General features: G+C 71.5%; 19 protein-coding genes. 3 read left to right on the top strand and 16 right to left on the bottom strand.

The annotated features are described in order from the left end of the window. Positions 1 to 83: 83 nt before the first annotated feature. The 9 genes from JX575_RS01950 to kduI all read right to left on the bottom strand — a co-directional run bounded on the left by JX575_RS01950 (position 84) and on the right by kduI (position 9,743). Entirely contained in the window at positions 84 to 1,181 is a 1,098-nt protein-coding gene (locus JX575_RS01950) for a sugar kinase (RefSeq protein ID WP_186340020.1), read from the bottom strand. Further along, positions 1,178 to 1,843: a bifunctional 4-hydroxy-2-oxoglutarate aldolase/2-dehydro-3-deoxy-phosphogluconate aldolase gene (gene eda / locus JX575_RS01945; RefSeq protein ID WP_206054482.1), complete on the bottom strand. Its 666-nt coding sequence runs from the start codon at positions 1,841 to 1,843 to the stop codon at positions 1,178 to 1,180. The genes JX575_RS01950 and eda overlap by 4 nt, the downstream gene beginning before the upstream one ends. Beyond that, the gene (locus JX575_RS01940) at positions 1,840 to 3,330 is read right to left on the bottom strand and encodes an aldehyde dehydrogenase family protein (RefSeq protein WP_186340019.1); all 1,491 of its coding nucleotides are present in this window, start codon (positions 3,328 to 3,330) and stop codon (positions 1,840 to 1,842) included. The genes eda and JX575_RS01940 overlap by 4 nt, the downstream gene beginning before the upstream one ends. Positions 3,331 to 3,389: 59 nt before the next feature. Then, complete coding sequence (locus JX575_RS01935; protein ID WP_186340018.1) at positions 3,390 to 4,385, bottom strand: ABC transporter permease; 996 nt, start codon at positions 4,383 to 4,385, stop codon at positions 3,390 to 3,392. Further along, entirely contained in the window at positions 4,386 to 5,948 is a 1,563-nt protein-coding gene (locus tag JX575_RS01930) for a sugar ABC transporter ATP-binding protein (RefSeq protein WP_186340017.1), read from the bottom strand. Further along, entirely contained in the window at positions 5,945 to 6,952 is a 1,008-nt protein-coding gene (locus JX575_RS01925) for an ABC transporter permease (protein ID WP_222129465.1), read from the bottom strand. The genes JX575_RS01930 and JX575_RS01925 overlap by 4 nt, the downstream gene beginning before the upstream one ends. Before the next feature lie 2 nt (positions 6,953 to 6,954). Then, complete coding sequence (locus JX575_RS01920) at positions 6,955 to 8,037, bottom strand: sugar ABC transporter substrate-binding protein (RefSeq protein ID WP_186340016.1); 1,083 nt, start codon at positions 8,035 to 8,037, stop codon at positions 6,955 to 6,957. A 114-nt stretch (positions 8,038 to 8,151) separates the two neighbouring features. Next, positions 8,152 to 8,931, bottom strand: a complete 780-nt coding sequence (gene kduD / locus JX575_RS01915; RefSeq protein ID WP_186340015.1) for a 2-dehydro-3-deoxy-D-gluconate 5-dehydrogenase KduD — start codon at positions 8,929 to 8,931, stop codon at positions 8,152 to 8,154. Beyond that, positions 8,928 to 9,743: a 5-dehydro-4-deoxy-D-glucuronate isomerase gene (gene kduI, locus JX575_RS01910; RefSeq protein WP_186340014.1), complete on the bottom strand. Its 816-nt coding sequence runs from the start codon at positions 9,741 to 9,743 to the stop codon at positions 8,928 to 8,930. Before kduI ends, kduD begins: the two co-directional genes overlap by 4 nt. A 210-nt stretch (positions 9,744 to 9,953) precedes the next feature. On the opposite strand from kduI, the gene JX575_RS01905 reads away from it, so the two are divergent. Next, positions 9,954 to 10,751, top strand: a complete 798-nt coding sequence (locus JX575_RS01905; protein WP_186340013.1) for an IclR family transcriptional regulator — start codon at positions 9,954 to 9,956, stop codon at positions 10,749 to 10,751. Positions 10,752 to 10,765: 14 nt separating this feature from the next. On the opposite strand, the gene JX575_RS01900 is transcribed toward JX575_RS01905, so the two are convergent. Together JX575_RS01900 and JX575_RS01895 are read right to left on the bottom strand one after the other, a co-directional pair. Further along, complete coding sequence (locus JX575_RS01900) at positions 10,766 to 12,790, bottom strand: MFS transporter (protein WP_186340012.1); 2,025 nt, start codon at positions 12,788 to 12,790, stop codon at positions 10,766 to 10,768. Positions 12,791 to 12,948: 158 nt separating this feature from the next. Then, on the bottom strand, positions 12,949 to 14,367 hold the full coding sequence (locus tag JX575_RS01895; RefSeq protein WP_206054481.1) for a carbohydrate-binding protein: 1,419 nt from the start codon (positions 14,365 to 14,367) through the stop codon (positions 12,949 to 12,951). A gap of 248 nt (positions 14,368 to 14,615) precedes the next feature. Between JX575_RS01895 and JX575_RS01890 the strand changes: the two genes are divergently transcribed. Continuing rightward, positions 14,616 to 17,015 carry a glycosyltransferase family 2 protein gene (locus JX575_RS01890; RefSeq protein ID WP_186340010.1) on the top strand — a complete coding sequence of 800 codons (2,400 nt, stop codon included), beginning with the start codon at positions 14,616 to 14,618 and terminating at the stop codon, positions 17,013 to 17,015. Here the strand turns inward: JX575_RS01890 and JX575_RS19755 are convergent. Further along, a complete protein-coding gene (locus JX575_RS19755) occupies positions 16,987 to 17,109 on the bottom strand; it encodes a hypothetical protein (RefSeq protein WP_260988513.1) in 123 nt (40 codons plus the stop codon). The genes JX575_RS01890 and JX575_RS19755 overlap by 29 nt on opposite strands. 358 nt (positions 17,110 to 17,467) lie before the next feature. Beyond that, positions 17,468 to 17,962, bottom strand: coding sequence for a MarR family transcriptional regulator (locus tag JX575_RS01885; RefSeq protein ID WP_186340009.1), 495 nt, complete (start codon positions 17,960 to 17,962; stop codon positions 17,468 to 17,470). Between the two features lie 101 nt (positions 17,963 to 18,063). Here JX575_RS01885 and JX575_RS01880 point away from each other — a divergent pair, with 101 nt between their 5' ends. Further along, positions 18,064 to 18,867 (top strand): hypothetical protein, encoded by an 804-nt coding sequence (locus JX575_RS01880; RefSeq protein ID WP_186340008.1) that lies wholly within the window; start codon positions 18,064 to 18,066, stop codon positions 18,865 to 18,867. An 82-nt stretch (positions 18,868 to 18,949) separates the two neighbouring features. On the opposite strand, the gene JX575_RS01875 is transcribed toward JX575_RS01880, so the two are convergent. Genes JX575_RS01875 through araA form a run of 3 tightly spaced genes read right to left on the bottom strand, consistent with a single transcriptional unit; the run spans position 18,950 to position 22,184 of the window. Then, the gene (locus JX575_RS01875) at positions 18,950 to 19,942 is read right to left on the bottom strand and encodes an aldo/keto reductase (RefSeq protein ID WP_186340007.1); all 993 of its coding nucleotides are present in this window, start codon (positions 19,940 to 19,942) and stop codon (positions 18,950 to 18,952) included. A gap of 14 nt (positions 19,943 to 19,956) precedes the next feature. Beyond that, positions 19,957 to 20,679: an L-ribulose-5-phosphate 4-epimerase AraD gene (gene araD, locus JX575_RS01870; RefSeq protein ID WP_186340006.1), complete on the bottom strand. Its 723-nt coding sequence runs from the start codon at positions 20,677 to 20,679 to the stop codon at positions 19,957 to 19,959. Next, on the bottom strand, positions 20,679 to 22,184 hold the full coding sequence (araA, locus tag JX575_RS01865; RefSeq protein WP_186340396.1) for an L-arabinose isomerase: 1,506 nt from the start codon (positions 22,182 to 22,184) through the stop codon (positions 20,679 to 20,681). The genes araD and araA overlap by 1 nt, the downstream gene beginning before the upstream one ends. Position 22,185: the final 1 nt, after the last annotated feature.

Here is a 22,185-nt window from a genome sequence, read left to right as displayed (position 1 = left end):
CACCGGTGCGTGCGGGTCAGGTGGTGTCTCATCGCCTCACATCCTCGGGGATCGGCTGTCAGCGGGTCCGGCGTTTGCACCACTCAGCGGCGCACGCGGGCGCTGCCACCGCCGGCGAGTGCCCGGACCTCCTCGCGGGTGGCCATGGAGGTGTCACCCGGAGTCGTCATCGCCAGGGCGCCGTGCGCGGCGCCGAGCTCGAGGCACGTCTGGAGGTCCTCGCCCTCGAGGAGCCCGTAGACGAGGCCGGAGGCGAACCCGTCACCGCCTCCCACGCGGTCGAAGATCGCGAGGTGGTCGCGTGCCGTCGACTGCAGGACGCCCGTCTCGGGGGACCAGGCGATGGCCTGCCAGTCGTTGTCGCTGGCGCTGTGGACCCCGCGCATGGTCGTCGCGATGACCTTCAACCACGGCATCTTCTCCGCGACGGTCGCGACCATCGCGGCGAAGCTGTCCATCGGCAGCTCACGCAGGTGCTCGTCGACGTGCTCGACCTCGAAGCCGAGGGCGGCGGTGAAGTCCTCCTCGTTGCCGATCATCACGTCGACGTGGGAGGCGAGCCGGGTGTTGACGTCGCGGGCGAGGTCGGGGCCGCCGATCCCCGCCCACAGGCTGGGCCGGTAGTTGAGGTCGAACGACACGACGGTGCCGTGGCGCTGGGCGGCGGCCATCGCCTCCTCGGCGACCGCTGCCGCGTTCTCCGACAGGGCCGCGAAGATGCCGCCGGTGTGCAGCCAGCGCACGCCGCGGCGCCCGAAGAGGTCGTCCCAGTCGATGGTGCCCGGCGCCATCTGCGCGATCGCCGTGTGCGCCCGGTCGGAGACGCCCACCGCGCCGCGCACGCCGAAGCCGCGCTCGGTGAAGTTGAGCCCGTTGCGCACCGTGCGCCCGATGCCGTCGTAGGGCTCCCACCGGATGAGCGAGGTGTCGACCCCGCCCTGCATGACGAGGTTCTCCACGAGGTGCCCGATCTCGTTGTCGGCCAGGGCGGTGACCACCCCGGCGCGCAGGCCGAAGACCTTGCGCATGCCGCGAGCCACGTTGTACTCGCCGCCGCCCTCCCAGACCTCGAACCGGCGGGCGGTGCGGATGCGGCCCTCGCCGGGGTCGAGGCGCAACATCACCTCGCCGAGCGCGACGATGTCGAGCTCGCACTCGGCTTCCGGACGGGTCTCGATCATGCGTGCGCTCCCTGGGAGTCGTGGTGGGACAGGCGGGACGTGGCGGCGCAGCGCGCCGCGACCTCCGCCCATTGGCCGGAGGCCAGCAGGTCGGGGGCCACCATCCAGCTGCCTCCGACTGCGGCGACCGCGCCGTGGGCCAGGTAGGCCGGCGCGCTCGCCTCGGTGATGCCGCCGGTGGGCACGAAGCGCACCTGCGGGAAGGCGGCCGCGAGCGCCTTGACGGCGGGGAGCCCGCCGTTGGCCTCGGCGGGGAAGAACTTCACGGTGTCGAGACCGAGGTCGAGCGCGTGCATGATCTCGGACGCGGTGCTCACCCCCGGGACGACGGGCAGGCCGAGCTCCTGGCACCGGCGCACGACGCCGTCGCTGAGGCCGGGCGAGACGACGAAGCCCGCGCCGGCCTCGTGGGCGAGGTCGACCTGGGCGGGGGTGAGCACCGTGCCGGCACCCACCACGAGGTCGTCGCGCGCCGCCAGGCGGCGCAGCACCGCGGCCGCGCCGGGCGTGCGGAACGTCGCCTCGGCGACGGGCAGGCCCCCGCTCACCAGCGCGTCACCGAGGGCGTCGGCCCGGTCGGGATCGTCGAGGACCACGACGGGCACGACGCGGTGCCCCCGCAGGACCTCCATGAGGTCCCGCGGGGTGTCGCCAGCGGTCATCGGAGCTCGGCGATGACGGTCTTGAGCTCGGTGTAGTCGTCGAGCCCGAACGACCCGAGCTCGCGGCCCCAGCCCGACTGCTTGTAGCCACCGCGGGGCAGCGTCACGTCGTCGGCGTGCCAGGTGTTGAGCCACACGGTGCCGGCGCGCAGCCGGCCGCCGACGCGGTGGGCGGTGCCGAGGTCACGCGACCAGACGCCCGCGGCCAGGCCGTAGACGGTGTTGTTGGCGGCGGCCACGACCTCGTCCTCGGTGTCGAACGGGATGGCGGTGATGACCGGGCCGAAGATCTCGTCGGTCTGCACGGCCATCTGCTCGGTCACGTCGGTGATGAGCGTCGGGGAGAAGAAGTAGCCGCGCTCCCTCGCCGGGTCGGGGCTGCCGGCGGTGAGGGTGGCGCCGTCCTCGACGGCGCCACGGACGTAGCCCATGACCTTCTCGTGCTGCTCCTGCGAGACCAGCGGGCCCATCGTGGTCGCCGGGTCGAACGCGTCACCGACGGTGATGGCGCGGGCGGCCGCCGCGACGCCCGCGACGACCTCGTCGAAGACGTCGCGCTGGACGTAGAGGCGCGAGCCGTTGACGCAGCACTGGCCCTCGTTGAAGTAGCCGGCGAGCGCGGCACCCGCGACGGCGGCGTCGAGGTCGGCGTCGTTGAAGATGATGTTGGGGGCCTTGCCGCCGAGCTCGAGGGAGACCTTCTTGAGGTTGCCCGAGGCGGACGCCGCGATCTTCTTGCCGACCTCGGTGCTGCCGGTGAAGGCGACCTTGTCGACGCCGGCGTGCGCCACCAGGGCCGCGCCCGCGTCGCCGAAGCCGGGCAGGATGTTGACGACACCGGCGGGCAGGCCGGCCTCGAGCAGCAGCTCGCCGAGGCGCAGGGCGGTCAGCGGGGTCTGCTCGGCGGGCTTGAGGACCACGGTGTTGCCGGCGGTGATCGAGGGGATGATCTTGAAGGCGGCCATCGTCAGCGGGAAGTTCCACGGCACGATGCCCGCGACGACGCCGATCGGCTCGCGGCGCGTGTAGGCGTGGAAGTCACGGCCGGGCACCGACATCGGGATCGTGGTGCCCTCCATCTTCGTGGCCCACCCGGCGAAGTAGCGGAACAGCTCGGCCGCGACCCCGACGTCGCCGCGCGCGGAGGCGAGGCTCTTGCCGTTGTCGAGCGACTCGAGCTGCGCGAACTCCTCGGCGTGCTCGTCGATCAGGTCGCCGATGCGCCACAGCAGGTGCGAGCGGTCGCGGGGGGAGAACCGCGACCAGGGGGAGCCGTGCTCGAAGGCGGTGCGGGCCGCGACGACCGCGCGGTCGGCGTCCACCGCGGAGGCCTGCGCGACCTTGACGAGGACGTCCTCGGTGGCGGGGTTGACGGTGTCGAAGGTCTGCCCGTCCTTGGCGTCGACGAGCTCGCCGTCGATCAGGAGCTTCTTCGGGGAGGAGAGGAACGACTGGACGGCGGGGAGGAGCGAGGTGGTGTCGGACATGGTGGCCTTCCGAGGGTCGGAGCGGAGGTGGGACGTACGTCGGGGAGTCGGGGTCGGGACTACTTGATGATCAGCACCTTCGAGCGGTCGAGGGTCAGGGCGACGGCGGCGACGATGATCGCGCCGTAGAGGATCTGCTCCCACGCGGACGGGACGCCCACGATGGGCAGCCCGACGCGGAGCAGCGTGATGACGAGGGCGCCGACGAGCGAGCGCCACAGGCTGCCGTGACCACCCGTGATGGCGGTGCCCCCCACGACGATCGCGGCGACGGCCGGCAGCAGCAGGTTGTCGGCCATGGTCGGGCTGCCGCTGAAGTTGCGCGACACGAGCATCACGGCGGCCAGGCCCGCGCACGCGCCCGAGACGATGAACGCGCCGACCTTGACGAGGTCGACCGGCGTGCCGGCCAGGCGGGCCGCCGACTCGGAGTAGCCGGTCGCCGTCACCCAGCTCTGCAGGGGCGTCAGCCTGAGGACCAGGGCGATGGCGGCCACCACGACGACGGCCACGAAGAACGACATCGGCACGATCCCGGCGACGTACATCGTGATCCACTTCGTCGCCTCGCGGTCGACGATCCGGATCGGCCCGGCGTCGGAGATCACGAGGGCGACCGCCGAGAAGATGCTCAGCCCGCCCAGGGTGACGATGAACGACGGGATGCGCAGCACGACGTGGGCGATGCCCTGCACCGCCCCCAGGGCGCCGGCCGCCGCGATGACCGCCGGCACGGTGAGACCGCCGAGGTCGGGCAGCCACATCGCGAAGAACACCGTCGACAGCGAGCACAGGGCCGCGATCGACAGGTCGATGCCCCCGCAGAGGACCACCAGGGTGGCGCCCGCGGCGAGGACGACGAGCGGGGCCGACGTGCGGACGACCGCGATCAGGCTCCGCTGGGTGAAGAAGTCGGGGTCGGCGATGGTGAGCGCAGCCAGCAGTGCCAGGAGCGCGATGAGCGGCATGAACGACGTCAGCCGCTGGCCGACGGTGGGCCCGCCGTGGACCACGGGCTGCTCGGCCGCCGGGGTGGCGAGCACGGGGGTCGTCACTCAGACCATCTCCTTGACCAGGTCGAGGGGGGTCGGCTTGGCGCCCGAGGGACAGGCGACCTCCTTGGTGGCGCGACCGTCGTTCATCACGATGATCCGGTCGGACATGCCGATCGCCTCCTCGAGGCTGTCGGCGAGCAGGACGGTGGCGACGCCACTGTTGGCGAGCTCGCGCATCAGCCGGTAGACCTCCGAGCGGGCCCCGATGTCGAGGCCGCGGGTCGGGTGGTCGAGGAGGAGCAGGCGGATGTCGCCGGCGACGAGCCAGCGGGCCAGCACCACCTTCTGCTGGTTGCCGCCGGAGAGCCGCTGGATCGCGGTGCCGCGGTGGGGCGTGCGGATGGAGAGCCGCTCGATCCAGCTGTCGACGAGGGAGGCCTGCTTGCGGGGTGCCACGAGGGGACCGGTGCAGCGGGCCTTCTGCTTGGTGAGGGTCATGTTGTCGGCGACCGACATCGGGCCGACCATGCCCTCGATCTTGCGCTCCGCCGGCACGTAGCCGATGCCGGCGGCGCAGGCCGCCCGCGTGCCGGTGAGCTCCAGCTTCACGCCGTCGAGGGTGACCTCGCCCGAGGTGGTCGGCTCGGCGCCGAAGAGCGCGCGGCAGACGTCCTCGCGCCCCGAGCCGTGCACGCCGACGATCCCGACGATCTCGCCGGCGTGGACGTCGAGGTCGACGTCACGGAACGTGGCGCCCGAGAGGTGGCGCACGCTGAGCCGCGGGCGGGGCGCCTCGTCGGCGCGGCGGGCGGCGGTGTCGTGGTAGTGGTCCTCGGAGCCGGTCGACCCGATCATCATCCGGTGCAGGTCACCGGGGGCGGCGCCCTCGGTGGGCACCTCCCCCACCGACTGGCCGCCGCGCAGCACGGCCACCCGGTCGCACACGTCGAGCACCTCGTCGAGGCGGTGGGAGACGAAGACGACGGACGCGAACTCGCGCAGCCGGCGCACCTGGGCGAAGAGGGTCTCGATCTCCTTCGACTCCAGCACCGAGGTGGGCTCGTCGAGGATGATCACCGGCGCGTGCTGGGAGCGCTCCTCGATGCGCAGCACCTTGGCGATCTCCACCATCTGGCGCTCGGCGAAGGTGAGGGTGTCGGTGCGGGCCAGGGGGTCGATGTGGGAGCCGATCTTGTCGAGCTGCTCCTGCGCGAGGCGGCGCATCGTGTCCCAGCGGTAGAGGCCACGGCGCACGCCGGGCCCCTCGCTGCCGAGCACGATGTTCTCCGCCGCGGTGAGGTTGGGCACCAGCGACTGCTCCTGGAACACCATCCCGATGCCGTGGTCGGCGGCCTCCACGACGCTGCGCAGGCGCACCTTCTCGCCGCGGACCCAGATCTCGCCGGCGTCCGGGCGGACGAGACCGACGAGTGCCTTGAGCAAGGTCGACTTGCCGGCGCCGTTCTCGCCGGCCAGGCCGAGCACCTCGTGCTCGCGCACGACCAGGTCGACGCCGTCGAGCGCCTTCACGCCGGGATAGTGCTTGACCAGCCCGCGCACCTCGAGCGCGTGGACGGGGGCTGCTGCCGGCACCTCGGGCGCCTGCTGGACATCGGTGGTCACTTCGTCACCTGGTTCCTTCGACGTTGGGGGAGGACGGCCGCGGCGACCGCGGCGACGACGATGAGGCCCTGCACACCGCCCTGCCAGTAGGGGCTGACGCCCACCTGGACCAGGCCGTTGGTGAGCACGGTGACGAGCAGGACGCCGACGGTGGAGTGGAGGATCCCGCCACGTCCACCGGTGAGCAGGGTGCCGCCGACGACCGCCGCGGTGATCGCCGCGAAGTCGTAGCCGCGTCCGGCCTGGACGAGCCCGGCGCCGAGCTGGCTGGTGACCATCACCCCGGCGAGCCCGTAGAACGAGCCGGCGAGGGTGAACGCGGCCACCTTGTAGGGAGCGACCTTCACCCCCGAGAGGGCGAGCACCTCCTCGGCGCCACCGATCGCGAACGCGTAGCGTCCGAGCCGGGAGTAGCGCTGGACGAGGTAGCCGAGCAGCACGCAGCCGGCCGCGATCCAGGTGAGGTAGGAGAATCCGAGCAGGCGGTCGACCGCCCAGGACTCCAGCATCGTGTCGGAGATGTTGGGCTGCACGCCGGCGAACATCAGCGTGGCGATGCCCAGCCCGACGGCGGAGACGCCCAGCGTCGTCATGAACGACGGCACCTTGAGCAGCACCAGCGCCAGCCCGCTCACGCAGCCCAGTGCGGCGCCGACCAGCACGGCCACCAGCACCCCGAGCAGGCCGAGGTCGTTGTCGTTGCGGTTGTTGGCGACGAGCAGGGCGACGGCGATCGCCGAGGCACCCATGACGCCGGGAGCGGAGAGGTCGATCGACCCCATCATCAGCACGAACGTGATCCCGCAGGCCACGACGGCCAGCACGGCCGCCGTGTCCATGATGTTCTGGACGTTGCCCAGTGTGCGGAAGTCGGAGCTGAGGGCTGCGAAGACACCGAAGATCACGAGGAGCGCGATCGGGGGACCGGCGTCCCGCAACGACACCCCCCGCCGAGGCTGGGGGCGCGTCGCGACGACCTCGACGTCCTCGGCGGGGGATGTCATGGTCACGAGATGGCGCCCTGCGAGCGGCTGAAGAGGTTGTCGCAGGCGTACTCGGACTCGTCGACCTCGGGGGAGATGAAGTCGGCGACGTTGTCCTCCTGGATCAGGAACTGCTCGGCGAACCAGGCGCGCTCCTCGATGTCGTCGACCGAGAGCTCGCCGGTCGCGACGCAGTAGCCGATGGCCAGGCCGATGCCGCCCTGCCACGGGCCGTCGCTGGAGACGGTGGCGGTCATCGAGCCGTCCTCGATCGCGGTGAGCGCGTCGGGGACCGCGTCGATGCCGACGACGGCGACGTCGTCGCGACCGGCCGCCTTCAGCGCCTCGAGCGCGCCGAGGGCCATGTCGTCGTTGGCCGCCCAGATGCCCTTGAGGTCCTTGCCGTGCTTGGTGAGGAGCGTCTTGGTGACGTCGAGCGCCTCGGCGCGGGAGAAGTTGGCCGTCTGGTCGTCGAGCAGCTCGACGTCCGGGTTGGCCGCCAGCGACTCCTCGAGCCCGGCGAAGCGGTCCTTGGCCGCGCCGGTGTCCAGGATGCCCTGGAGGGCGATGATGCCGCCCGAGCCGCCGATGGCCTCGGCCAGCGCGTCGCCGATCTGCTTGCCCGACTCGACGCCGTTGTAGGTGATGTGGCTCAGCCACTGGTCGTGGTCGGTGACGTTCATGTCGGCCGGCTTGTTCCACTGGGTGACGAGGTAGGCCCCGGCCTCCTGCGCGCCCTCGACGATCGGCGGGGTGTCGGAGTCGCCGTTCGGGAGGATGTTCATGACCAGGCACTCGGTGTCGCCCGCGAGCAGCTGGCTGATCTGCTCCTGCTGCTTGGTGGAGTCGCCGTCGTAGGTCATCCGCTCCTGGCTGAGGTCGACCGACTCGGCGAACGCGTCGCCGCCGTCGAGCCAGGCAGCCTCGTACGGGTTGGACTCGTTGCGGACCTGGCCGACGAGCTTGATGTCGGACGGGCTGCAGCCGCCGGCCTCGGCACCGCCGCCGGACGAGCCGCCACCTGCCTCCTCGCTGCAGCCGGTGAGGGCGGCGGCTGCCAGCGTCAGGCCGAGGACGGCCGCGGCTGGACGAGATGTGAACTTCATCATCGATCCTTCTTTCTTGGTGCCAGAGCTGGCAGGGGTTGAGGTCCGAGAGGGGGGTCGTGGTGCCGCGGGGGCGGCTCCGGGGGGTGGACGTCCGGGTCGGGGACGGGTCGGTCAGCGGGCCATCCAGCCACCGTCGACGACCAGCACGTGGCCGTTGACGTAGTCGGCGGCGGAGGAGCTGAGGAACACGGCGGCGCCTGCGATGTCGGCGGCGGTGCCCCACCGTCCGGCGGGGATCCGCTCGAGGATGGACCGCGAGCGGTCCGGGTCCTCGCGCAGCGCGGTCGTGTTGTCGGTGGCCATGTAGCCCGGCGCGATGGCGTTGACCTGCACGCCCGCCGGGCCCCACTCGTTGGCGAGCGCCTTGGTGATCCCGGCGACGCCGTGCTTGCTCGCTGCGTACGACACCACCCGGATGCCGCCCTGGAAGGCGAGCAGGCTGGCGACGTTGACGATCTTGCCGCGGCCGCGCTCCACCATGGAGGCACCGATGTGCTGGGACAGGAAGAACAGTCCGCTGAGGTTGGTGTCGACGACGCGCTGCCAGGACTCCGGGGTCAGGTCGACGGTGTCCTCGCGCTCGATGATGCCGGCGTTGTTGACCAGGATGTCGACCTGGCGCGCGGCGGCGACCTCCGCGCCCACCCGGGCCACGGCGTCGTGGTCGGAGACGTCGAGGTCGAGGACCGCGGCCTCGCGACCGTGCGCCTCGACGGCCTCGCGCGTGGCGTCCTGGCTGCCGGGGCGTCCGAGCAGCACCAGGTCGGCGCCCGCCTCGGCGAGGCCGACGGCCACCGCCTGGCCCAGGCCACGACCGGCGCCGGTGACGACGGCCGTCCTGCCCTGCAGGTCGAACGGGGAACGACGCGAGGTCGCGGTCAGGGTGGTCACAGGTCGGCCACGTCGACGGGGGTCAGGTCGGTGTAGGTGTTGTTCTCGCCGGCCATGGCCCAGATGAAGACGTAGGACCCGGTGCCGGCGCCGGAGTGGATGGACCACGGCGGCGAGATGACGGCCTGGCGGTTGCGCACCACCAGGTGGCGGGTGGCGCCGGGCTCGCCCATGAAGTGGAAGACGCGGTCGTCCTCGTCGAGGTCGACGTAGAGGTAGACCTCGGTGCGACGCTCGTGCAGGTGCGGGGGGAAGGTGTTCCAGACCGAGCCGTCGGAGATCACGGTGAGGCCGAACTGGAGGACCGAGGTCTGGAGCTCCTGGCCCCAGGCGTAGCGGTAGAGGTTGCGCTCGTTGGCGCTGTCGGCGCTGCCCAGGGAGAGCGGCTCGACGTCCTGGTGGCTCAGGAACGTCGTGGGGTGGGTGGCGTGCGCGGGCGCCGAGACGAAGTAGAACGCCGCGTCGGTGCCGGTGAAGGAGACGTCGCTGCCGCGGCCCACGAAGATGCCGTCGAGGTGGCCGAGCTCGAACTTCTCCCCGTCCACCAGCACGTGCCCGTCGCCGCCGACGTTGACGACGCCCAGCTCGCGGCGCTCGAGGTGCGAGGTGGCGCCGAGCACGTCCCACGCGGGCAGGTCGAGCTGCCCCCCGGCCGGGACCGCGCCGCCGATGACCATCCGGTCGTCGTGCGTGTAGACACCGTGCACCTCACCGTCGCGGAACAGGTCCTCGCAGAGGTAGTTGTCGCGCAGGTCGGCGCTGGTCGCCGTCTCGGCTCCCGACGGTGACGTGGAATAGCGAACCTGGATCACTTGTGGACACTCCTCGCGTCTCTGAACTTCGTTCCCGTGGCTGAACTGGGAAGGACGCTAGCGTGAGCACCATCACAGGTCAACACCAAGAAATCAATCCATGTACGTGAACCGTCCATGTATGTAAACTCTTGTCAACAGGGGTGCACGCACCCCCGACGGTGGCGGCAGTGGCTGCTCCCGAACCCATCACAGAAGAGGCGACCCGCCATGAACCCATCTGCCGCGCCGACGCCCTCGGGCAGCGCCCCGGTCAAGTCCGCGGCACGCGCGTTGGACGTGCTCGACGACCTCGCCACCAACGGGCCCGGCACGCAGCTGCAGCTCGCCACTCGACTCGGCATCCCCAAGAGCAGCCTGCACGCGCTGCTCCGCACCATGACGGCGCGCGGATGGGTGCAGACCGACCCGACCGGCAGCGTCTACCAGGTCGGCATCCACGCGCTGATCGTCAGCTCGGCCTACCTCGACGGCGACCCCGTGCTGGCGCGCGCGAGCTCGTGCATGGACGAGATCAGCGCGGCGACGGAGGAGGCCGTCCACCTCGGCCGCCTCGACGGCGCCGACGTGGTCTACACCGCCAAGCGCGAGTCGATCCACCCGCTCCGCATGCACTCGGCAGTGGGCCGGCGGCTGCCGGCGTACTCCACGGCGCTCGGCCGCGCCATCCTCGCCGAGCAGCCCGTGGCCGTGCGCGAGGAGCTCATCCCCGAGGAGATCAGCGCACTCACGCCGCACACGACGACCGACAAGCAGCGCCTGCTCGAGATCGTCGAGACCGCGGCGGTCGCCGGCTACGCCGTGGAGCGCGAGGAGTCGTGCATCGGCGTGCGGTGCTTCGCCGTCGCCCTCCCCTTCGACCGCAACAGCGTCGACGCCCTGAGCGTGTCCGTCCCGATCAGCCGCCTCACCAACGGCCGCGAGGACTTCATCATCGAGACGCTGCTCAGCGTGAAGGCGCGGCTCACGCTCCTCCACAGCAACAGCATGGTGCGCTCCCCCGCCTGAGCCGTGCGGCTGGGCTACGCGGTGCCGCCGTCACCCGCCCGCGCGGGGAGGTCGGGCAGCACGAGGTTGAAGCGGCGTCGCTGGGCGCTGATCACCACGTCCTCGGACTCGGCGGCACCGGTGCGCGGGTCGAGCGCGGTGAGGACGTAGCGACCCAGCGGCGGCATCCCGATCTCGTAGTGGCCCTCCTCGTCGGTCCGGGTGGCGCCGGCGGCCTCGCCGGAGGAGTCGGTGAGCACGACGAGCGCGTCGCTGAGGGGCCACCCGCCACGTGAGATCACCCCCGCGACCGTGAGCCGCTGGTCGAGGTGCAGCACGGGCACGGCGTCGGGCGCGAGCTGGCGCAGCTCCGAGCGCGCCGCCCAGCCCTCGGCGGAGCAGATGACGAGGTACTCGCCGGCGCCCGGCAGCACGACCGACCAGCGGCCGTCGTTGTCGGTGCGGGCCCAGTCGGCCTGGCGCCCGCTGTGGTCGAGCATCGAGACCACCGCCAGTCGCGCCGGCCTGCCGTCCGGGCGCTGCACCCGACCTCGTACGACGACCTCGGCGCCGATGTCCGCGCGGCGCACGGCGTCGCCGCGCACCCCGGCCGCCGGCGCGCCGGGCACCTCCGGGGCACCGGCGAGGACGGGAGCGATGCGGGCCGGGATCATGAACCCGACCCCGGCAGCGGCGAACGCGACCACCGCGGCGAGCCAGCTCATCGAGTGCAGGGCGGCCTCGGACGGATAGGCGTCACCGGCCACGACTCCCGCGGCCAGGATCGCGGCCACCGTCGCCGAGCAGGTGGACGTGCCGATGGCGCGGACGACGGTGTTGAGGCCGTTGGCGGCAGCCGTCTCGCCGATCGGCACCGACTGCATGATGAGCACCGGCATCGCCGCGAAGCTCACCGCGATACCGACCGAGACGATGCACACCCCGATCACGAGCTGGGCGAGGCTGGCGTCGAGCAGGACGCGGACGACGTAGCCGAAGCCCGTGATGCACAGACCCGCCACGAGCGTGATCCGGGCGCCGAACCGGCGGGTGATCGAGGCCGAGACCGGCGCCATCAGCACCATCAGCACGCCGCCGGGCAGCATCGCCAGGCCCGCCTCGGTGACGTCGAGGCCGAACCCGACGCCGGTGGAGGCGGGGATCTGCAGCTGCTGGGTGGCGACCAGGAGGTTGGTGAACATCGCGAAACCGGCGAGCAGGGAGGCGATGTTGGTGAGCAGCACCGGGCGCCGCGTCGAGGTGCGCAGGTCGACCAGCGGCTCGCCCGTGCGCAGCTCCCACGGCGCCCACAGCGCGAAGAAGAGGACCGCGACGGTGAAGGACAGGAGGGTCCACTGCGACGTCCAGCCCCAGGAGCCACCCTTGGAGATGCCGAGCAGCAGGGACGTCAACGCGACGGACATCAGCACCGCGCCGGTCCAGTCGAACCGGGCGGGCGTCCTGACCCCCGACTCCGGCACCACCAGCATGACCAGCGCCAGCATCACCGTGGACATCGCCACGCTGCCCCAGAACACCGCCTGCCAGTCGAACAGCTCGTAGATCACGCCCGACAGCGGCAGCCCCACCGCACCCCCGATGCCCAGCGTCGCGCTCATCAGGGCGACGGCACCACCGATCCGCTCCGGCGGCAGCTCGTCGCGCATCATCGAGATGCCGATCGGGATCAGCGCAGGCGCGAAACCCTGCATGGCACGAGCCACGATGAGCACGGCCAGTGAGTCGCTCACCGCACCGAGCAACGAGCCGGCCAGCAGCACGAGGAGGGAGACCACGACCATGCGGCGCTTGCCGTGCATGTCGGCCAGGCGCGACAGGATGGGCGTGGCCACCGCACTCGTCAGCAGCGTGACCGTGACCAGCCACGAGGCGTTGTCGGCGGTGGTGCCCAGCAGCCTCGGGAAGTCGGGCAGCAGCGGCACGACCAGGGTCTGCATCAACGACACGGAGGTGCCGCACAGGGCGAGCACGAGCACGATGAGGCCCGAGCGGCTCGACCCCTCGGACCCCACCTGCGCGGTCGTCGCGGTCGCGGTCATCGGCATCCCCGCACGTCCGCTCGCATGGGGGCGACCCTAGTCGCGTCCGCGGACGATGCCTGTTCGGCCCCGATCCGTCCTGACGACGTGGCCGAGGTCGGCGGGCGGTCTCAGGTGTGGCGGCGGCTCGGGGGTCGGGTCGGGGATCGGGTGTCAGGTCACCGCGCACTGCGCGTGGACGGGGAGGCTGCAGCGACCTCCTTCGCCGACAGCGGCCGCCAGGGGGACGGAGTGTCGACGGTCGAGGGTGCTTGCGGGCTGACCCCCTGGGTCCACCACTGTGCGACGTAGGCCGTGCCACCCGACTGCACCCGGTCGCCCGCCTCGTAGACCTGCCGGGCGTTCCACTTCGGATAGGTCCCGGCGGGAACGCTGGCAGTGGGCTCGGGGGTCTCGCCCGGCAACACGGGGCCGACCAGTCGCCACGGCGTCGCAGATGCCGCGACGGTCGGGTCGTCCGGCACATCGCCGCTGGTCCACCACTTGGCCACGTAGACGTTGCGCTTCCAGACGACCCGCTGGCTCTCCACGTAGACCGTGTCGGCATCCCAGATCGGGTAGGGGCTCGTGGCGGGATCATCCGTCATCAGGGGGCTGGGGGGGACTGCGGTGGGCTCGGGGACCGGGGCGCCATCGAGCCTGCGGGACAGCACCCGCACGTACTCGCCCGGGCTCTGCGTCACCCCGCTGCACGAGTCGGAGACCTGGGTGACGTCGGGCCAGTTGCTGCTGCACTCGCGGTCACGGTTGAGCGACCACAGCGAGAGGCGTCCGAGGCGCTTGCTCGCGGCGAACGCGTTGAGGTGTTGGGCGTCGTCAAGGGTGAACACCTCGCCCTCCACGTCGCTCTGTCCCGCCATCGGAGTGGCGCCGAGCGCTCGCCACAGCTGCGCTTCGGTGAGGCGCTGCTCAGCGTCGTCGTAGAGCTGGGCGAGCTGGTCGTGGGTGCTGTTCAAGGCCGCCACTGCAGCCTCCCCGGTGGTCTGGCGCTGCCCGCGACTGTCCCCGAAGTTCATGGTCATGACGTTGACTCCTGCGAGGTCGACCTCGGCGCGGAGCATGCTTCGTACGACCTCGAGTCCGTCCTGGGTGAGGCCGTCGGGTGCGACGGGGAGCGTGAGCCACACCTTGACCCCGGTCTCGTCCTGCAGGCGCGCGATGGCCGCGCCACGACGCTCGTTGGCGGCCGTGTCGGACAGCGCCTCGCCCTCGATGTCGAGATCGATGACCTGCAGGTCATATCGCCGGACCACCGCGTGGTAGGCGTCGTACAGGTCGCCCACCTCGGAGCACGACGTCGCCAGCTCAGCGTTGGCCTGTCCGCCGAAGGACACCATCGGGGTCCCACCGAGCTGGTGCAGTCGCGCGATCCGCCGGTCCAGGTCGAGCTGCTCGTCGGCCTCCGCCAGTGAGTAATAGGTGCCCCACGAGGGGGTGCAGGCGTCGCTGGCTGCCGCGACGACGAAGGACAGCACCGCGTTGACGCCCGCACCGTCCTGCGGCTCCTCGAACGTCAGGGACGGCGTCGCGGTCACGTCGACGTAGCCGGCGAACCACGAGTCCTGGGTCACTTCCACGCGAGCATCCTGGAACCAGCCCCAACCCCGCATGGAGCCGAACGCCAACGCGGCAGCAACCACCAGCACGATGGTCACACGGCTCCACGACAAACGTCGTCCCTGGACCAGCTGCAACTCTCTACTCCCCCGCGCGCGCTGTGGATCCGGCCTTTTCAGCGCGCCCTCGCTCGCCTGTGATTACCCTACGAGGCGCGCCGGGGGGCCGGCACGACAATCCACTTTCTTGTGCGGGGAGCGTTTTCGAGATGTCAGCCACCACCACCCCGGCGCGCGATGCCACCGACACCCACGACGTGCCTCGACGCCGGCGGCAGTGGGGCTCGGAGCGCCGCTCCGAGCCGCTGCCGATCGTCCACCCCCGGCCGAGCACTGCGAAGCTGACCTGGGGTCGGATCGCGATCACCGCGACGTGCCTGTTCTGGCTGGCGTACGTCGTCTCGTCGGTCGTGCGGCACTTCCTCAACGACGTCGGTGGATTCCGCTTCACCATGGAGGCGCTCTCCTACGTCACCGTGGTGACCGCCCTGACGTTCTCGGCCCTGATGTATCTCGTCGCTCGTCAAGGGGCGCTCACGAGGTTCCGGACCCATGAGCGCGTGCCGCGCGGTCTCCTGGACGGCCACTTCGACGACAGCCACGACTCCCTCACTGTCCTCATCCCGTCCTACGCCGAGGAACCGGACATCGTGCGACTCACCCTGTGGAGCGCGGCGCTGCAGGAGTATCCCGACCTCCGCGTGGTGCTCCTGATCGACGACCCGCCCTCTCCCAGTGACCCCGTCGACCGTGAGCGGCTGAACGCCACACGGGGGCTGATCGGCGACATCGAGGAGGCGATGGCCGTGCCCCACGCCCGGGCGGCTGCCGCGTACGGGGCGGCGCACCGGGAGCTGGGGGACGCGCCGTTCGCCAGCTCGAGCCAGCTGGCCGCGCTCGCGGCGGAGTACCGCGCCGCTGCCGAGTGGCTGGACCACATGGCCGACGAGGAAGTGGTGGCCGACCACGTCGCGGAGTTCTTCGTCGACCAGGTCCTCGTGGGACTGGCCAGCGAGCTCCGCCTGTCGCTGCTGGCCATCGAGGCGGCCCTCGACCAGGGAGGGCAGATGTCGGCGACTCGGCTCCGTGAGCTGCACCGTCGGCTGACCTGGATCTTCGGAGCGAAGCTGGACAGCTTCGAGCGCAAGAGCTATGCGTCGCTGTCCCAAGAGGCCAACAAGGCGATGAACATCAATGCCTACCTCGGGCTGATGGGCCGTTCCTGGCGGCCCACCCCGTCGGCGGAGGGGACGATCCTCGTCGAGGTGTCCGCGAGCGATGCGCAGGCCGGCGACATCACCGTTCCGGGCAGTGAGTACGTGCTGACCCTCGACGCCGACTCCCAGCTCCTGCGCGACTACTGCCTGCGGCTGGTCTACTTCCTGGAGCAGCCCGAGAACCATGACGTCGCGATCGCCCAGACCCCCTACTCCTCCTACCGGGGAGCGCCCACCCGTATCGAACGCATCGCCGGAGCCACGACCGACATCCAGCACATCCTGCACCAGGGCATGACCCACCACAACGCCACCTTCTGGGTCGGCGCCAACGCCGTGATCCGCCGGCGCGCGCTCGACGACATCGTCCAGATCGAGACGGTGGCCGGCTTCGAGATCCGCACCTACATCCAGGACCGCACCGTCATCGAGGACACCGAGTCGAGCATCGACCTCGCCGCCGCTGGCTGGCGCTTGATGAACTACCCCGAACGGCTGAGCTACAGCGCGACCCCGCCGGACTACGGCTCCCTCGTGGTGCAGCGTCGGCGCTGGGCCAACGGAGGCCTGCTGATCTTTCCCAAGTTCTGGGCGCAACGCAGGTCCCGCGCCGCCGCGGGCATTCCCATCGGTTGGGGCGAGTTCACCCTTCGGTTCAACTACATGGCCTCGATCGCATGGGCATCGTTCGCGCTCCTCCTGCTGCTGTTCTACCCCTACGACGGCCGACTGCTCTCACCCCTCGTGGTCGGCGCCGCCCTGCCCTACTTCCTCTGCATGGCCAGCGACCTGCACCTGAGCGGGCACCGTCGGCTCGACGTGCTGCGGATCTACGGCTTCAACCTCGTCCTCCTCCCGGTCAACCTGGCCGGCGTGCTCAAGTCCATGCAGCAGGCATTCACAGGCGAGAAGATCCCGTTTGCACGCACTCCCAAGGTCCGCAACAGGACCGCGGCCCCCGGGCTGCACGTCCTCGTGCCCTACCTGGTGGTGATCTACGCGTTGATCACGGCCTGGCGGGGCTACACCCACGAGAACTGGGGGAACGTGGCGTTCGCGCTGTTCAACGCGGTCCTGGCTGCCGGTGCGATCCGCGCCTACATCGGCGTGCGCAACTCCCTCGCGGACATGACGATGGGGGTCGTCAACTGGCTCTTCGTGCCCGTGGCGTCACCGAGTCCGGTGACCCACAAGCCAGACACGCCTGGCCCCGTCGACTGGGAAGGCATCCTCTACCACGGCGACCGAAGGCTGAACCGGGACCTGCGCCGCAAGAAGGACCGACGCAGACGAGCCGCCAGCACCACCATGACGCCGCCTGCGCGGCGTTCCTCCCACGCGCGTCGGGAGGGCGGCGTGGGACTCACCAGCGGCCGTGGACCCGCTCACTGAGGCGCCGGTCGTAGAGGTCGCGCACGCCGTCGACGAACGCGGCAGGCAGCTCCCCGACCTGCTCGGCGGCGGCGTTGGCCCGCGCCTGGTCCACGTTGCGCGCGCCCGGGATGACCGACGAGACGCCCGGCGGCCCGGGCCGCCGGGGAGGTCGGGCAGCACGAGGTTGAAGCGGCGTCGCTTGCCCCAGAACACCGCCTGCCAGTCGAACAGCTCGTAGATCACGCCCGACAGCGGTCGTGCCCAGCAGCCTCGGGAAGTCGGGGAGCAGCGGCACGACCAGGGTCTGCATCAACGACACGGAGGTGCCGCACAGGGCGAGCACGAGCACGATGAGGCCCGAGCGGCTCGACCTCGGACCCCACCTGCGCGGTCGTCGCGGTCGCGGTCATCGGCATCCCCGCGCTTCGACTCCCATGGGGCCGCCCCTAGCGTCGCCGAGCGGCCCCGGATCAGTCGGTGACCGGAAGGTGGAGCACCACCCGCCGCAGGAGCTCGGCGAGCTCGTTCTGCTCGTCCTCGTCGAGCGGGCGGAGGATGTCGCGCTCGCGGCGCTCCTCCCCCTCCAGCAGCGCATCGACCAGCGTGTGACCTGCGCTGGTCAGCTCGACGGTGACGCGGCGGCGGTCGTGCGTGTCGTGGGCGCGCCGGACGAGGCCCTTGTCCTCGAGGACCCCGAGGCGGGTGGAGGCGACGGCGCGAGAGACACCGAGCACCCGGGCGAGGGCCGATGGGCTCAGCTGGTAGGGCTCGCCCTGCTTGCGCAGCATCAGGAGCGTCTTGTACTCCCCGGGCGCCGCCCCGCCGGCGGCGACGCCGCGGGCACGGCCCTCGCTGACCTCGCGCACGATGCGGGCCATGCGCGCCAGGATCTCCTCCTTGATCGGGTCCAGCCCCGGGAGCTCGCGCGCCCACGTCTCGACGTGCTCGTCGACGACATCCCTCATGAGTCGAGAATGGCACAGCACGGACCCGTCGCGCAGCGATGGTTCATCCGGGTGAACCATTAGCTGGCGGTCACTTCCGGTGGCTCACTACCGTCCCCGAGATGACGACGCCCACCTCGTGTCCTGCCCTCGTGCGCGGCGTCCGCGCCCTCCTGCGGGCCGGGCGGCTCGACGACGCGCGTGCGCTCGCTGCCGTCTCCGACGAGACGGACCCGAGCCTGTGCCTCGTCCTCGTCGAGCTCGACATCGCCGAGGCCTACCTCACCGGCGAGTCGCCCGATCCCGGCTCCGTCGAGCGCCGGCGACCGGTCATCGAGGCCCACGGGACCCAGGCCGATCGCTGGGACCTCGAGCTGCTGTCCGCCCGTCTCGAGTTCATCGCCCAGATCTTCCTGCCCGGCACCTCCCTCGCCTCCATGGAGGGTCGGGACCGACGTCGGGTCGACGACCTGCGGGCCCGCGTCGAGTCACTCCAGCGCACCAGCCCCGACCGGCGCCGCGAGGGCTGGGCGGACTTCTACCTGGGCGTCGTCCTCGACAACCTCTACGGCGAACGGCATCGGGCGCCTGTCCACTACGACCGGTGCCTGGCCGCCGCCGAGGACACGGCCGACGACGTGCTCCGCTACGAGGCGCTGCGGCACCTGGGCGACCACCGCAACGAGGACCGCCACGCCTCGGCCGCCCGGGAGATGTGGGAGGACTCCGCGGCCAGCGCGGCCCGGGCGGGCGCCGTGTCCAGCACGTTGTCCCAGCTGATCCTGCTGGCCGAGCTGGCCCGGGACCGCGGCGAGGTCGACGGCGCCAGGCTGCTGGCGGCCGAGGTCGCGCGGTGGAGCGGCAGCATCGGCGCCACCCGCCTGCGCGACCAGGCACTGGCCCTGGCCGGCCCTGCGCACGGCTGAGGCCGGCGAGGGCCCTCCGACCGCGGCGGTTCCAGCGCACGATCCGGTGTCGGAGCGTCGACCCGACAACGCGGGGCGGGACTCACCAGCGGCCGTGGGCCTGCTCCCTGAGGCGCCGGTCGTAGAGGTCGCGCACGCCGTCGACGAACGCGGCAGGAAGCTCCCCGACCTGCCCGGCGGCGGCGTTGGCCCGCGCCTGGTCCACGTTGCGCGCACCCGGGATGACCGACGAGACGCCCGGCTGCTGCCAGACCCACGCGATCGCGGCCTGGGCCGGCGTGACGTCGAGCCCCGAGGAGGACACGAGAGCGGAGAACTCCTGCGCCGCCTCGACACCCGTGGCGTAGTCGACGCCGGAGAAGGTCTCGCCGACGTCGAACGCGCTGCCGTCGCGGTTGTAGGTGCGGTGGTCGTCCTCGGCGAACGTGGTGTCGAGGTCGTACTTCCCGGTCAGCAGCCCCGAGGCCAGCGGCACCCGGGCGACGATCCCGACGCCGGCGGCCCGGGCCGCGGGGAGCACCTCGTCGAGCGGCTTCATCCGGAAGGCGTTGAGGATGATCTGCACGCTGGCGACGCCGGGCCGGACGATCGCGCTGAGCGCCTGCGCGCACGTCTCGACGCTGACCCCGTAGGCCGTGATGACGCCCTCGTCGACGAGGCGGTCCAGGACGTCGTACGTCGCGTCGTCGTCGATGACCTCGCTCGGCGGGCAGTGCAGCTGCACGAGGTCGATCGTGTCCACGCCGAGGTTGGTGCGGGACCGGTCGAGCCAGGAGCGGAGGTGGGGCTCGACGTAGTTGGCCGGCACCTGGTCCATCCGCCGGCCGATCTTGGTCGCGACCGTGAAGCCGGCGTCGGGGTGCGCGTGGACGAAGCGGCCGACCAGCTGCTCGCTGCGGCCGTCGCCGTAGACGTCGGCGGTGTCGTAGAACGTGACGCCGGCCTCGGCCGAGGCCTCCAGCACGGCCATCGCGTCTGGCTCGCTGACCTCACCCCAGTCGGCGCCGAGCTGCCAGGTGCCGAGGCCGACGACCGAGGCGGAGAAGGGCGTGCGCGGGAGGGGACGTGAGTCCATCGTTGCTCCAGTCATCAGGAAGGGCTCGAGAGGGTGCGGTCGGGATTGCCGTAGTAGGCGTCCGGACCGTGCTTGCGGGTGAAGTGTCGCGCGAAGAGGTGGTCGGGTGACGAGGCCGCCGGGTTGAGCGTCAAGGTGCGCATCGCCATCTCGGCCACGGCCTCGAGGATCACCGAGTGCTCCACCGCCTCGGCGGCCGTCGCACCCCAGGTGAACGGGCCGTGGCCGGCGACGAGCGCGCCCGGCACGCCGAGCGCATCCGCCCCCATCGCCTCGACCAGGACGCGGCCGGTGTTGAGCTCGTAGTCGCGCCCACACTCCTCGGCCGTGAGGGTCCGGGTGATCGGCACGGGCCCGTTGAAGGTGTCGGCGTGGGTGGTGCCGAGCATCGGGACCGGCAGGCCCGCCTGGGCGAAGGACACGGCGTACATCGAGTGCGTGTGCGCGACGCCGCCGAGACCGGCGTGCTCGAGGTAGAGCAGCCGGTGCGTCTCGCTGTCGGTCGACGGCTTGAGGTCGCCGGCGAGCACGCGCCCCGTCTCGACCTCGACGGGCACCAGGTGCTCGAGGGCGAGCTCGTCGTAGGGCACCCCCGACGGCTTGATGACGTAGACGCCGCGGTCGCGGTCGACGCCGCTGACGTTGCCCCAGGTCAGGGTGGCCAGGCCCTCTCGCGGGATCACCAGGTTGGCCGCCAGCACCTCGTGCAGGAGGTCGTCCGAGACCGGGCCCGACATCAGAGTCCCTCAGCGAGCCGGTGGTAGGCCGCGTTCCACCGCAGCTCGCGCTTGAAGCTGCGCGGGGTCGTCTCGTCGTCGATGACCACCAGCTCGACGCCGGTCATCTCGGCGAGGTCCTCGAACGCCTCGACCCCGACCGCCTTCGACAGCACCGTGTGGTGCGGGGCGCCCGCCATCAGCCACGCCTCGGCGGACGTCGACAGGGACGGCCGGGGCTCCCACACCGCGCACGCCACCGGGAGCAGCGGCAGGTCGGCGTCGGGCTCGACCACGTCGATGTCGTTGACCGTCAGGCGGAACCGGTCGCCCAGGTCGGACAGGCCGGCGACGACGCCGCGGCCCGGGTCGGCGGTGAAGCGCAGGCGGACCGGGTCGTCGCGGCCACCGATGGAGAGGGGGTGCACCTCGAGCGACGGCTTCCCGGTGGTGATGGTGGGACAGACCTCGAGCATGTGCGCGCCGAGGATCTTCTCCTGCCCCGGCACCAGGTGGTAGGTGTAGTCCTCCATGAACGACGTGCCGCCGGGCAGCCCCGCGGCCATGGTCTTGGTGGCGCGCAGCAGCACCGAGGTCTTCCAGTCGCCCTCGCCGCCGAAGCCGTAGCCGTCGGCCATCAGCCGCTGGACCGCGAGGCCCGGGAGCTGGCGCAGCCCGCCGAGGTCCTCGAAGTTGGTGGTGAACGCGCCGAAGCCTCCGGCGGTGAGGAACTGGCGCAGGCCGAGCTCGATCCGGGCGCCGTAGCGCAGCGAGTCGGCGCGCTCGGCGCCCGGCCGCAGCTCGGGCGCGACGGCGTAGGTGTCGACGTACTCGTCCACCAGCTTGTCGATGTCGGAGTCCGCGACCTCGTCGACGACGGCCACCAGGTCGTTGACGCCGTAGGTGTTGACCGAGACGCCGAAGCGCCGCTGCGCCTCGACCTTGTCGCCCTCGGTGACCGCGACGTCGCGCATGTTGTCGCCGAAGCGGGCCAGCTTGAGGTGTGACAGCTCGTGGCGACCCAGCGCCGCGCGCGCCCAGACCGCGACCCGCCGCGCGACGCCCGGCGAGTCGACGTGCCCGGCGACGGTCTTGCGGGCGACGCCGAGGCGGGACTGGATGTAGCCGAACTCCCGGTCGCCGTGGGCGGCCTGGTTGAGGTTCATGAAGTCCATGTCGATGGTGGACCACGGGAGCTCCATGCCGGCCTGGGTGTGCAGGTGGAGCAACGGCTTGCGCAGGGCGTCGAGACCGGCGATCCACATCTTCGCCGGCGAGAACGTGTGCATCCACGCGATGACACCGACGCACCCGGGGTCGGAGTTGGCGTCGAGCATCTGCCGGTGGATCGACGCCGCGTCGAGCAGCACCGGCTTCCACACCACCGTGACCGGCAGGTCGTCGCTCGCGCCGAGGCGATCGGCGATGGCCCGCGACTGGGACGCCACCTGGTCCAGGGTCTCCGGGCCGTAGAGGCCCTGGCTCCCGGTCAGGAACCAGACCTCGGGGGTGGGGACGGACGTCATG

This window comes from Nocardioides sp. zg-1228, assembly GCF_017086465.1.
Classification (GTDB): Bacteria; Actinomycetota; Actinomycetes; order Propionibacteriales; family Nocardioidaceae; genus Nocardioides.
The sequence above is the reverse complement of the archived record's forward strand: the minus strand, read 5'-3'. Positions and strand labels throughout refer to the sequence as shown.

Coding starts and splice junctions, on each gene's coding strand:
- JX575_RS01950 (WP_186340020.1), bottom strand. CDS start 1,181: ATGATCGAGACCCGTCCGGAAGCCGAGTGCGAGCTCGACATCGTCGCG.
- eda (WP_206054482.1), bottom strand. CDS start 1,843: ATGACCGCTGGCGACACCCCGCGGGACCTCATGGAGGTCCTGCGGGGG.
- JX575_RS01940 (WP_186340019.1), bottom strand. CDS start 3,330: ATGTCCGACACCACCTCGCTCCTCCCCGCCGTCCAGTCGTTCCTCTCC.
- JX575_RS01925 (WP_222129465.1), bottom strand. CDS start 6,952: ATGACATCCCCCGCCGAGGACGTCGAGGTCGTCGCGACGCGCCCCCAG.
- JX575_RS01920 (WP_186340016.1), bottom strand. CDS start 8,037: ATGAAGTTCACATCTCGTCCAGCCGCGGCCGTCCTCGGCCTGACGCTG.
- JX575_RS01905 (WP_186340013.1), top strand. CDS start 9,954: ATGAACCCATCTGCCGCGCCGACGCCCTCGGGCAGCGCCCCGGTCAAG.
- JX575_RS01900 (WP_186340012.1), bottom strand. CDS start 12,790: ATGACCGCGACCGCGACGACCGCGCAGGTGGGGTCCGAGGGGTCGAGC.
- JX575_RS01890 (WP_186340010.1), top strand. CDS start 14,616: ATGTCAGCCACCACCACCCCGGCGCGCGATGCCACCGACACCCACGAC.
- JX575_RS01885 (WP_186340009.1), bottom strand. CDS start 17,962: ATGAGGGATGTCGTCGACGAGCACGTCGAGACGTGGGCGCGCGAGCTC.
- JX575_RS01880 (WP_186340008.1), top strand. CDS start 18,064: ATGACGACGCCCACCTCGTGTCCTGCCCTCGTGCGCGGCGTCCGCGCC.
- JX575_RS01875 (WP_186340007.1), bottom strand. CDS start 19,942: ATGGACTCACGTCCCCTCCCGCGCACGCCCTTCTCCGCCTCGGTCGTC.
- araD (WP_186340006.1), bottom strand. CDS start 20,679: ATGTCGGGCCCGGTCTCGGACGACCTCCTGCACGAGGTGCTGGCGGCC.
- araA (WP_186340396.1), bottom strand. CDS start 22,184: ATGACGTCCGTCCCCACCCCCGAGGTCTGGTTCCTGACCGGGAGCCAG.